General features: G+C 59.8%; 13 protein-coding genes. 9 read left to right on the forward strand and 4 right to left on the reverse strand.

Annotated elements, in window-relative coordinates:
- Nucleotides 1-173: 173 nt before the first annotated feature.
- From FS885_RS09365 to FS885_RS09380, 4 genes are all read right to left on the reverse strand, one after another.
- The gene (locus FS885_RS09365) at nucleotides 174-1,223 is read right to left on the reverse strand and encodes a plasmid recombination protein (protein ID WP_246060956.1); all 1,050 of its coding nucleotides are present in this window, start codon (nucleotides 1,221-1,223) and stop codon (nucleotides 174-176) included.
- Nucleotides 1,224-1,427: 204 nt separating this feature from the next.
- Nucleotides 1,428-2,981, reverse strand: a complete 1,554-nt coding sequence (locus tag FS885_RS09370; RefSeq protein WP_144744798.1) for an AlbA family DNA-binding domain-containing protein — start codon at nucleotides 2,979-2,981, stop codon at nucleotides 1,428-1,430.
- A gap of 12 nt (nucleotides 2,982-2,993) precedes the next feature.
- Nucleotides 2,994-3,950 carry a BsuBI/PstI family type II restriction endonuclease gene (locus FS885_RS09375; RefSeq protein WP_144744799.1) on the reverse strand — a complete coding sequence of 319 codons (957 nt, stop codon included), beginning with the start codon at nucleotides 3,948-3,950 and terminating at the stop codon, nucleotides 2,994-2,996.
- Complete coding sequence (locus FS885_RS09380; RefSeq protein ID WP_186365848.1) at nucleotides 3,943-5,376, reverse strand: Eco57I restriction-modification methylase domain-containing protein; 1,434 nt, start codon at nucleotides 5,374-5,376, stop codon at nucleotides 3,943-3,945. Before FS885_RS09380 ends, FS885_RS09375 begins: the two co-directional genes overlap by 8 nt.
- 642 nt (nucleotides 5,377-6,018) lie before the next feature.
- Here FS885_RS09380 and FS885_RS09385 point away from each other — a divergent pair.
- From FS885_RS09385 to FS885_RS09425, 9 genes are all read left to right on the forward strand, one after another.
- The gene (locus FS885_RS09385) at nucleotides 6,019-6,237 is read left to right on the forward strand and encodes a helix-turn-helix domain-containing protein (protein ID WP_033500215.1); all 219 of its coding nucleotides are present in this window, start codon (nucleotides 6,019-6,021) and stop codon (nucleotides 6,235-6,237) included.
- A 77-nt stretch (nucleotides 6,238-6,314) separates the two neighbouring features.
- Nucleotides 6,315-6,563 (forward strand): helix-turn-helix transcriptional regulator, encoded by a 249-nt coding sequence (locus tag FS885_RS09390; RefSeq protein WP_101677788.1) that lies wholly within the window; start codon nucleotides 6,315-6,317, stop codon nucleotides 6,561-6,563.
- 5 nt (nucleotides 6,564-6,568) lie between these two features.
- A complete protein-coding gene (locus FS885_RS09395) occupies nucleotides 6,569-7,084 on the forward strand; it encodes a helix-turn-helix domain-containing protein (protein WP_144744801.1) in 516 nt (171 codons plus the stop codon).
- Nucleotides 7,085-7,098: 14 nt separating this feature from the next.
- Complete coding sequence (locus tag FS885_RS09400; RefSeq protein ID WP_186365849.1) at nucleotides 7,099-7,887, forward strand: ATP-binding protein; 789 nt, start codon at nucleotides 7,099-7,101, stop codon at nucleotides 7,885-7,887.
- Nucleotides 7,888-8,088: 201 nt separating this feature from the next.
- Complete coding sequence (locus FS885_RS09405; RefSeq protein WP_144744803.1) at nucleotides 8,089-8,622, forward strand: peptide ABC transporter substrate-binding protein; 534 nt, start codon at nucleotides 8,089-8,091, stop codon at nucleotides 8,620-8,622.
- A 56-nt stretch (nucleotides 8,623-8,678) separates the two neighbouring features.
- On the forward strand, nucleotides 8,679-9,230 hold the full coding sequence (locus FS885_RS09410) for a hypothetical protein (RefSeq protein ID WP_144744804.1): 552 nt from the start codon (nucleotides 8,679-8,681) through the stop codon (nucleotides 9,228-9,230).
- Entirely contained in the window at nucleotides 9,227-11,044 is a 1,818-nt protein-coding gene (locus tag FS885_RS09415) for a VirD4-like conjugal transfer protein, CD1115 family (RefSeq protein WP_144744805.1), read from the forward strand. Before FS885_RS09410 ends, FS885_RS09415 begins: the two co-directional genes overlap by 4 nt.
- A gap of 84 nt (nucleotides 11,045-11,128) precedes the next feature.
- Nucleotides 11,129-11,344, forward strand: a complete 216-nt coding sequence (locus FS885_RS09420; protein ID WP_006234636.1) for a hypothetical protein — start codon at nucleotides 11,129-11,131, stop codon at nucleotides 11,342-11,344.
- Nucleotides 11,345-11,356: 12 nt separating this feature from the next.
- The coding region (locus tag FS885_RS09425; protein ID WP_144744806.1) for a PrgI family mobile element protein at nucleotides 11,357-11,567 on the forward strand (211 nt) is incomplete at its 3' end.

Consider the following 11,567-nt stretch of genomic DNA (forward strand, 5'->3'; position numbering starts at 1 on the left):
CATCTCCACCATTCCTTCAACTGGGAAAATGCCGCCCCCGGGGCCCGGATAGGACCTCGGGGGCGTTCGGTTAACTGCGGGAGCGTGCCGTCAGCTCAATGTGTTCGGTTGGGATCGGAAATCAACCAATAAATCAGGAGGGCATTCACTGGAACACCCTCCGTTTTTGGTGATTATCGTGCGCCTAATCTTGCTTTTTGCCTTGCGTCCCGTTTCCGTTCCTTTTCAGCCTGTTCCTGCTGGTAAGCGGCCTCTAATATTCTGTCCGCCTGTTCCGGGCCAATGGCCCGCCTGACCCGCTCATAGTCCCTGACCTTTCCCTTTAGACTGTCCCTCTCGGCGCAGACCTCGTAAATCCTTTCTGATAAGGAACTATTTTTGCTGACCTCCCGGCCATAGTCCGCTTGCAGCCGCTCAAATTTGGATTTGAGGTCGCAGTAGGCCCGGTAGACAGACCGCAGCACCTTGACGATCTTCGCCCATAAGGGCTTGGCCTTTTTCTCCCGGTAGGCCCTGGCCGATTCCAGCGGTCCCGCTTCTGGCAAGACCTGTTCCGGGTCGCTGGAAAATTCCTCCGCCAGCTTCTCCATGCCTTTCAGCATGTGGGCCACATCGTTTAGTTTGGCCTTGGCCTGGGCCGCTTCCTTTTCGGCAGCTGCCGCCTCCCTGTTCCTTCGGTCAACCTCGGCCTGGGCCAGCACAGCCGCCTCCTGAAGCTGTGCAAGCCGCTCCTGTTCACACTTCACCTTGAACTGCGTGACCGTCAGATGTTCCTCGGAACTGCCACGCTCTCCACGCTCCAAGTCCGTGTAGCCAGCGGAGCGCATCTGCTGAAAGAAATCATCCTGCAAGACGCTGTACGACTTTCTCAGCACAGGCTTGCCCTTTGCTGTTCGTAATGGCTCCCCGGTGGCCTCGTCTACTGCGGGCTGGGATGCCCACTTTTTGCTCATGCTGACCTGCATAACGGTTTCTTTGACCTTGCCCACCAGGGATTTGTCCTTGCACCGCTTTGTCCATCGTATCTCCTTCTCCACCACCGGGATATAGACCACATGGAGGTGGTAGTGGTACACGTCCTCTCCCAGCGCCTCGGACATAGCCCGGTTGCGTTCGTCGGCGTGCATGACCGCCGACAAAATATACTGCTCTCCACCTACGATTTTGATTGCAAGTGAGTTAACGCTGGCGGCTTTGATGCTGGTTGAAAAACCGCAGGTCACAGCTCATCGTCGTTGGCGGGCAAAGTGAGTAGTCTCAGGTGGTTTGCCCGTGAGTCGATTGGTAGCAAGCAGCGTTCAAAAAATATGGCTATTCGCTACCTCTAGCATTTACCTATAAACTACGCCGAATCTTGAGCGCGTATAAACCATGCGTTTTACTCTGCTCTAATTACCGCAAACAAGCCGAACATCACACGAAGGACCTCAATGGCTCGTGTTATTAGGGTCTCTATCAGGATTGTTATAGCTGAACATGTCGGGAGGCTGCTCTTCTAATCGCTCAGGATGATCCTGCAAGAACTTCCTTAGCACACGAGAAGGATCGAATCCCCAATAAAATTTACTATCCTTCTGAAGCGATTCATTGCTTGCAAGCCGATAAAGCTCCCTTAGACACATGGCGATCTTCTCATCGTCGTCGTCGGGGAGAAGCTCTCTTCGCGCCCTTGGGTCACCTCCTAGGATTTGCGAGACAACATTAGAGATACGTTTTTCGGAATAGAAGCAACAGGCGGGATATGCGAGTCCAGTACCCACCCCCGCAACAAATACGCATAAACAGTAAAGGAAATCAAAGGAGCATAGGAGATCGAGATATCTCTCATGCGCCGAAGCGTCACTGCCCTTATTTAGTCCGCAATCCGGTGCCACAATTGGGTGATTCGTGGCGTTGTCTGAGGCAACTGTAATCATCATCCCCGAGCCGGCTTCGTTGAAAAGCCCGGCGTTCACGGCCCTAACCTGGCAGTCTCGTATCCAGGATGCATATATCGAGTACGAGCGAGATGGGGATTGACGGTTGACGAAGGGGGCAATTAAATCCCATCTTTTCATGCGAACAAGCTGTGCACCCAGTTCGTAACAAGCAACCGCCACAGCTAGACTTTTTGAAGCGGAGTCCGCTTTGCTATCATCAATTGCGGCATAGCAGTCGTAGAGAGCATCTGCCGCCTTCTCAAATATCGCGTCGTTGCAATAGCTAAGGGCATAGGCTCCGATGCCGGCAAGACTGTTGATCGCATCCGCATCATTTTGAAACTCTGCGGCGACCTGAAAAATGAAGCGAGAAAGCTTCTCGTTCTCCTTCTGCTCGAGGCAAGCTTCAAGCGAGTGCACAAGCGCTTCTTCATCCATGCCGTAAACGAGAGGCGGCGTTTTACCCTTCTCTCCAAGAACAGCGATTATCTTGTCCACGAGAGCATCCATTCGTTTGCTCTCGTCTTTCCTCACACAAGTATCGTGCTGCTTCAATATTTCTGCCCACTGTGAATACTCAATGGGCCGATTCTGAGCTCCGTCGCGCCTAACTATTTCGCCCTCGCGAAACACGACAATTTGACGACCCTTTCCATCTACTGCTTGTCCGAGCTTTGAAAAAGGAACGAGAAGCCCGTCTTCAAGGCTTAACAGGCAAACCAAACAGTATGTGTGTCCATCAACCTCATGTAATTGGGATATGGCGGTCAAAGGCGCCTGAACGTATTTTCTTATCTTGTCCGTTAAAACCGCGCCATCAAATTGCGTCCAGTTGGTATCTTCAGTTCTAGCCGATGGATTTCCATCATCGTCCACCCCAATGACGATGTAACCACCGGGATAACGGTTGCACATCGAAACAGCGTCTTTTACAAAATCGAGCTCATCGATCTTCTTAGAAAAATCTAGCGTCTCTTTAAAATCGAGCTCGCTGCATTCACCGCCAGATTTCAATAGCTCGAAAAGTTTTTCTCTATCGGTTCGCCCGTCTACTACGATCATCTATGCGCCAACCTACTCATCGCTTCGATAGGGGCCCATGAATTTCTCTCCGTCAAGGTGAATCATGTGATCGGGGGTATCAGAGCACCAAGCTTCGGTTTCCCATGCGAGATCACTTAGATATTTCTGCATAATCTTGCGAGTGGGAAAACAAGAGACGTAGACAACTGATCCTTTATGACCGTCAAATAGCCTCCTCATTTCATTCTTGCGGGTGACATCAATCGGCCCATGCGTAGAGCATGCTTCCATCAAAAAGAGCCATTGCTTGTCTTCCATCCACACGATTAGATCGGGAGCTTTTCCTCGTTCGGGAATAACGATATTGAGCTCTGCTAGCTTTAAGTGATTAATCGCGCCTTCCTCGTGGCTCGTATCGTCGATGTAAAGGACTTCGCCACCAGGAGCAAAGCGTGAACAAAACTGCTCGACCATTGCTTTGATTAGAATGTTCTGTCCGCCAGCAGAAAGTTTAAGACTTTTGCCACCAGGCAATGTAACCGGAACTTTAACCAGTTCACGTTGCTCTCTCTGCATTTCTTTCCAGCTTTGCCGTCCCGCCAAAAAAGATGTTAGGCAATCATCAAACTTAGCGGTTCCAAACGAGCGGACCACATCGAGAGCTGGCTCAGTAATACGGTAATTCCACTTAGGCGAATTGATTGGGCGCTCGGGTTTATCTGCGTTTTGTTCAACAAGCCCTGCCTCATCGAACTGGTGAAGCGTAAAACGGCGAATAGTTTCACGCGTGTTTGCGGCATATGGGGTGTGGCACTCATCTCGAATCCAATCCATAATTGCACGCGTTCCGTACATTTTATTTGTCGCATCGGCCCATTTATCACCCAGCTTCAATGCAGCAAGAGCAATCCAAACCATAGCGGAACGCTCGTTGCTACGTTCGTCGTCGACTTGAAATGATCGAAGCAGTTCCTTTGCTGTTTCGATTGACACGATAGTTTTATCCATTAACAACATCCTCACAAATACGATCAATAATGTCTTGTCTCAGACCTATGCGCCACTGCTTTCCCATAAGCTCAAGATCATCGAAAGAGGGAACCGGCATCTGGTTTAAATCAGATGCGTTAACCTGAGTCGATCCAGAAATAGATCTAAACCAGTTGTCAACTAAGGTTGAGTTGAGCCAAATATCAAGCCCTTTAGCAACGCCCTTCTCAAGAGGGACTGTTTTGCGAGGAGTTCCAGCGTGAATAAAGTTCTGGTGATTCTCCAAAGCAATCGACCCGTCTGGAAAAAAAGCATGAGCTTTAATTCTCTTAGCTTCTTCTTTTGAAGAAAAACGTTTTACGACAACGAATGATCCCGGACCTATAAGTAGTTTTTCGTCCTTTTGGTCCGTTACGCTAAACCATTGTTTCTTACCCGCGGAAACGGGATGTAGAAAACCGTTCTTAGTAAAGTTGCATGAGTAGACAAGCGGCACGCATCCATCCTCGTTGTCGTCAAGCAGCTTTTCTCGCAGACGAAAATCAACCACCTTACCCGTACTGGCAATCAGTCCACGCTCTTTAAGGGTGCTTAAAGAATGCAACGGCCCCTTTTTAATGGGTCTCATGCTTACTATTTTTCTATCGGGAGGCCCAACTATCAACTCGTCGGCAGGATAGTTATGTGAAACGACGGTATCAAACTTGCCGACGGACTCGGTAATCTTAATATGGGGACTCTGTTGGCCCTTATGGATCTTCAAGAGCATTGTTTCCTGAAGCACATTAGTGTCAGAAAACACCTCAGTTCTAGAGCCGTACAGATGCATCCAGTCGATAGAGCACCTGTCAAACAACCAATTACGAAACGGGGCGAAATACTCTCCGTTAGTCCAAGAGCGGGGAATAATAGCAACACACTCCGCTCCAGGCTTCAAAGCTTCTATCGCACGCGTCAGAAACGCTGAGTAATAATTGGTTGCCTTTATTGGAAGGAGCTCCTGTCTGGAGTCACCGGAGGACATTTTCTTATACGGTGGATTGAGAATTACATAATCGTATTCGGACTGGAAAACGTGGCTTAATACATCACAACTGATAACTTTGTGATCAATATTCAGCTCAGACAAAGTTGAATCACAGATTGCCGCCATATCAGAATCGATCTCGACGGCGTCTGCTTTAATGTTCCAGCCGAATCGCTCGGCAAGAGCGACAGTCAGAATGCCCGTTCCACTGCCCAAATCAAGGCAGCATGCCGGAAAACTTTTAGGCGTGCTTAGCATCTGCGCGGCAAAAGAAGCCGTCTCTTTAGGCGTAAGGTATTGAGAGTAGCGTTGGCGAATTAACTCGTCAGTAGCCTGCACGACATCAATCCTAATTTTCTCAGCTTCCATTAACGCATCAGCCAAAATAAAGCCTCCCATCCAAGTAATTTCGGACATTATCCCATCATTTTGGTCATAGTGAAAAACTTCGCTATGCTTTCCGGTCAAATTCAGCATCAACCATTACTATCTTCATCTGATCACCGTAGCGAGCGCAAACGATTCACCTGCTTAAGCAACGAAAGCTATCTCTAGCGTTACGAAAGAAAGCGCTAATTGGTCAACCGACGCCCGTTCGCCCACTCCAGCTTACCCAGACATCTTCCCCACAATGTCTATGTCCCAACGGATGGGTACCATTTACCTGGGTGCACCTGGGGCAACGGGCCGGCAGGCCCGCGAAAGGTCGCTCGTAGAACACGCAACATCAAACACGACAGAAGAGGCGAACGACAGATGCCGGACCCCGGACGACAGCACCGCATAAGAGGAGCATTCCGACCACAGCCGAACAACTCCAGCTACTAGGCAGGCGCCCGCATGGGCGCCTTTTACTTTTCGGGGACTTAGCTCGCAGCTAAGGCGTGCGGCTCATGGCCGTTTCGTGAAGGCACGACCAGCTCGACCCGCCTCGACCCGTCTCCGCTCCTGCCGTGCTCACCAATCGACATCAGGCGGTTCAATCGTCGCGCAGACGAAAAGGGACACGGTGCCGTGCGGTGTGCTCGCGCGGTGCCGCACGGGAAGATTGGAGGAAACATGGCACGCACAGCCGAATGCGCCGCGCCCGAGGGCAACCAAGATCGCGACGAATGGATGACGGTGATCGAAATGCAGGAGTACATGAGGGCGAGCCGAAACAAGGCATACGACCTCATCTGGTCGGGAGAGATCGACTCGTACAGGCTCGGAAGGAAGCTCCTGGTGTCGAGGGCGTCAGTGGACGCCTACATCGAGTCGAGGAGCGGGAGAAAATGACGGCGGCGACCGCCCCGGAGCCGCCCGCGGCCGGGCACGCGAGGGAGCCTCGAGACGAAAGGAGCTCGAGGACGACCATGACCAAGAGCATTAGCAGGAGCCAGGTGAGGCTCATCGCATCGACCAACGCGATATTCGGCGCCGACGAGGCGTGCGCGATGCTGCGCATCAGCCGCGACGCCATGTACCGGCTCGCCAAGGACCCTGACGACCCGTTCCCGATCCGCTACATCGGCGGCAAGACGCGCGACGGCATCGTGCTGCACGACGAGCTCGTCGCATGGGTCGAGCGGAACAGCATCGTCGGCTCGCCCAGAAGGGGCTAGCGCCGATGGCGGCCACAGGCCCGAAGGGGCGCGACGGCCCCTCCCCGCGCGAGTTCACGACGGTACGGCACTTCATGATGGCAGACCTGGGCCTCTCCGGCCTTCCCCTGCTCGTCTACGCGCGCATCTTCGGCTTCTGCGACGCCGGGTGCGGCTACTTCGAGAGCAAGGGCGGCCTGGCCCGATTCCTCAACGTGCAGGAGCGCAGCGTCCACCGCGCCATCCGCGACCTGCTCGACCGGGGCCTCATCGAAGAGTGCGGCATGCACGCCCCGGCGCGCGGGCACGCCACCAAGCGGTACCGCATCGTGCGCGAGAGGCTGCCGCCCGGAGCGCTGGCAACCCCTGACGATTCGTCAGGGCTCCCGGCGCGAAAGGGTGACGAAATGACAGGGTTCGCCGCGAACAAGGATGACGAACCGTCGGGGTTCGCAGCCCGAACCCCTGACGAAATGACAGGGAAACCCCTGACGATATGCCACCCAATAAGCAAAAGGGACAACAAGGACTTCAGAAGATAAGGAAGGGGCGCCCGATGGACCGAGCGGGACTCATCACCCTGGAGCAGGCCCGTGCGGCCGGGCTCTCCTTCGACGAGCCGGAGCCGAGGGCGTGCCCGCACTGCGGCGCCGCCCTCGATCCGCTCGGCGCGGCGCTGGCGGGCAGGGTCGCCTGGGTCTCTGCCGCCCCCTGCCCGTGCGAGGGCGCGGCCAGCGAGCGGGAGGCCGAGGCGCGAAGGCGCGCGGCCCTCGCCGCCAAGGAGGAGGCCGCCCGCCGGGAGAAGGCGCTCTCGCGCGCGGGCATCCCCAGGCGCTACTGGGCCGCCGAGGCCGACCGCCCCGAGTTCGCCGAGTACATCGCCTCGTTCGCGGGCAACGGGGGCGCCGGGCTCTACATACACGGGGGCGTCGGCGCCGGCAAGACGCACGCCGCCTCCGCCATGGCCAGGCTGTTCGCCGAGGCCGGCTACGACGTCGCCTTCACGACGGCCAAGGGCATGCTCGAGCGTGTGAAGGCCACGTTCGACGAGGGCGGCACCGAGGCCGCCGTCGCGCGGTACGCCAAGTGCGACGTCCTCGTGCTCGACGACCTCGGCAAGGAGGACGCGACGGAATGGTCCGTCGGCACCGTGTTCAGCGTGCTCGACGCGCGCTACGAGGACATGCGCCCGACCATCGTCACGTCGAACTACGCGCCGGGCGCGCTGGCGGACAGGCTCGCGAGGCGCGGCGAGCGCGTAACGGCAGAGGCGATCGCGAGCAGGATCTCCCAGACCTGCAGGACCGTCTACCTGGGCGGAAGGGACAGGCGCCGCCTCGGCTAGCTTGTGCGCTTCCCGTGGAGGCACGGACGGCTCGACCCAGCTCGACCCATCGCAGGCGGCCCCGATGCCCGCCGCAATCGAAATCGCTATACACGTCTTGGGCGGCGCCGACGCGCCAGCACGCACGTCTACTCCGACTCGCACCGTGCCCCCATCGCGAGGACGCCGCCCGCCAAGCAACAAACGAAAGGCGGAGGGCCCATGGACGGCTTCGAGAGGATAACCGGCCGCGAGCACGACGGGCTCGTGGAGAAGTGCCAGGAGAACGGCTGGCTCAAGGTCGGCGGCTTCGACTGGCAGGACGACCCGTTTCTCGAGGAGTACCCCTACGAGTTCTCCCGCACGGAGAGCGTCGACAGGCTCCGCGAGGCGCTCGGCTCGGGCAACTGGGCCATACGCCAGGGGTTCTGCTACCGCGACCTCGCGTTCATCCAGCAGGTGAACGCCGGCGACGAGTGGTGGACGCTCAAACGCGACGGCGACGCGTGGACCAGCTTCGAGAGCTGGAGCTTCGGCGCCATCGCCCAGGAGCCCGAGCGGTTCGAGCGCGCCATGCGCGACATGTGCGAGGCGACGCCGGAGCAGTGCCGCAGCGGCGAGTGGGCCCATCTGCACGAGAAGGCGCCCGAGCCGCTGGCGCAGCGCGCCGCGTCCGCCCGCGAGGCGAGCCGCGCGCACGCCGGGCAGGAAGCCCGCGCGCCCATGGCGCGCGAGAGGGCCGTCGGGGCCGAATAGGGACGACCGGGGCGCGAAGGCGCCCCTTTTCATCTCGACTGGAAGGGAGGCGCGGGATGGCGAGCGACTACGGGGACGAGGCGGGCGGCAAGCTGCTCGACTGGATGCTGAGGATCGGCCAGGAGGCCGGCACCGAGGCAATGGCGCGCAGCGCGAGGGAGCTCTCCGAGCGCCTCGCGGGAATCCGCGGGACCATCGCCGGCGGGCGCGCCGAGGCCATCGCGGCCGACGGCGTGCCGACCTACGCGAAGCTCAGCCTCGAGGAGCTCTCGGGGCTTCCCGAGTACGCGACGATCAAAGAGGTCGTCTCCGACAAACTGCGCGCCGCGTCGGTCGAGCACCACATCATCCCAGGCGAGGGCCGCGACTGGCTGCTCTTCAAGGTGGAGGACGCCCCCGAGGTCGACGAGGCCTTCCGCCAGCTGGAACAAGAGACGGGCAAGGCCGCCGATCGCGCAAGGGAGCGGCTCTCCGAGATAGTCGAGAGGCGCCAGGCGCCCGAGCGGCTGGCGAAGCGCGCCGAGCGGGCGCGCGCGCCGGCGAGGGCCCACAGCCAGGGCCTCGGCCGGGAGCGCGGCCCGCGACATATCGAGGGGCCCGAGAGATGAGGTGGCAGGCGGCGGCAGCGCTGGCCGCGGCGGCGTTCGCCGCGGGAGACTTCGCGGCGGCGGCCGTAGCGGCGTCGGGCGCCAACCCGATCATCGACCCGGAGGCCGCCATGGCGGCGATCCCCGCGGAGCTTCGAACGGGGCACGTCTTCTCCGCGGAGGCGCTTCCCCTGTGCACGGGGACGGCCTGCGCGTGCGCGGCGCTCCTCGCCTGGGCGCGCTCCCTGGGGTCCAATGGCGCCCGGCGCGACGGCGAGGAGCACGGGAGCTCCAGGTGGGCCACGCGTAAGGACATCGCGCCCTTCGGCGACTCCAAGGACCCCGACAACAACATCATCCTCACCGACAACGCGCGCATCCGCCTCGTGAGCCGCAGGTTCGACCTCTCCACCGACACCAACGACAACGTGCTCGTGGTTGGAGGACCCGGCACCGGCAAGACGCGCTACTACGTCAAGCCGAACCTCCTGCAGGCCAACGCCAGCTTCTTCGTGACCGACCCGAAGGGCACGCTCATCCGCGAGATGGGCGGCGCGCTGGCGGAGCTCGGCTACGAGATCCGCGCGTTCGACACCATCGACTTCACGCGCTCCATGCGCTTCAACCCCATAGCCTACATACGCGACGAGGCGGGCGTCATCCGCTTCGCCCGCGGCATCGTCGCCAACACCGAGGGCGACGCCGACCACAAGGGCGACCCCTACTGGGAGAAGGCCGAGCGCCTGGTCTACACCGCGCTCACGGCCTACCTCGTCATGCACTGCGAGCCCGCCGACCGAAACCTCGACGGGCTGCTCACGCTGCTCTCGCTCGCCGACGCCCGCGACGACCCGGGCTACATGAGCCCGCTCGACATGGTGTTCCGCGAGCTGGAGACCGGCGAGCGCTACGTCAGGCGCGGCGGCGCCTCGGCGGAGGGCGGATCGCTGCGCGGCTTCGCCGAGGAGGACGGCGCGTGGGAGTGGGTCAAGGTCCGCGAGCCGGCGCCGCCCGACGACTTCGCGCTCGCGAGCTACCGCGAGTTCCGCGTCGCCGCCGGCGACACCATGAAATCGATGCTCTCGAGCTGCAACGTCCGCCTGAAGCCGCTGTCCATCCGTGCCGTTCGTGACCTCACCTCCAAAGACGAGCTCGACCTCGCCCACATGGGCGACGAGGGCGCCAAGGTCGCGCTCTTCGCGTCGATGAGCGACACCGACTCGACCTTCGACTTCCTGTTTTCCCTGCTCATGGATACGGCCGTGAGCGCGCTTTGCGCCGAGGCGCTCGAGGCGCACGGCGGCTCGCTGCCCACGACGGTGCACTTCGTCTTCGACGAGTTCGCCAACATCGGGCGCATACCCGACTTCGAGCGGACCATCGCCGTCACCCGCAGCAGGAACATCGCCGTCTCGATGATCGCCCAGTCGCTCTCGCAGCTGAAGGAGACCTACGGCGACAACAACGCCGAGACCATCGTGAACGCCTGCGACACGCTGCTCTACCTGGGCGGCAAGGCCAACGAGACCAACGAGGAGATCAGCAAGATGGCCGGCAAGCAGACAGTGGCGAGCGAGACGCAGAGCGACTCGCGGGGCGCCGGCTGGACCCGGACCGTGAACCGCGGCATCTCCGAGCGCGACCTCATACAGCCCGCCGAGGTGGCGCGCATGCCGCGCGAGGACGCGCTCGTGCTCGTGAACGGGTGCATGCCGCTCATGGACCGGAAGTACCGCCTCGAGCGCCACCCGCGCTCGCGCCTGCTCGAGGAGGCGGCCCGCCGCGGCCCGTTCGACTTCGCCGAGTACCGCAGGCGTAAGGAGGGCGACTCGTGACGGGGCCGCGCCAGGCGCGGGCCTCCCCCGCCGCGGGGGAGGAACGGCAAGGAACATCGTCAACCGAAAGCAAAGGAGAGCAGCATGCTCGCAAACGTCATCAAGCTCGTGTCGGGCTGCGTGACCTTCCTCGGCGGCTTCCTGGTCGTGTGGGGCGCGGTCTCGCTCGGCCTGGCCATCAGGGAGCAGCAGGGCGGCCCGCAGATCGCGACCGCCATATCCACCATCGCCGGCGGCGCGATCATCATCGCCGCGTCGGTCTACTTCGGGCAGCTGGACACGTCCTGGCTGCCGGCATAGGGGGCGTCGCGGATGGCGCTCCGGATACCGGTGCAGAAGGACATCGGCGAGTACGAGGAGAAGATCGTCGGGAAGATGAGCCTGCGCACGCTCGCGTGCGTGTCGCTCGGCTTCGGCAGCGCGGTCGGGGCGGCGGCCTTCGTCCACCTGGGCCTGCACGCCGACGTCGCGGACGCGGCCTTCCCGATCATGCTCTGCAGCATGCCGTTCTGGCTCGCCGGGT

Origin of the sequence: Enorma burkinafasonensis (assembly GCF_902150035.1) — a bacterium.
Taxonomy (GTDB): domain Bacteria; phylum Actinomycetota; class Coriobacteriia; order Coriobacteriales; family Coriobacteriaceae; genus Enorma; species Enorma burkinafasonensis.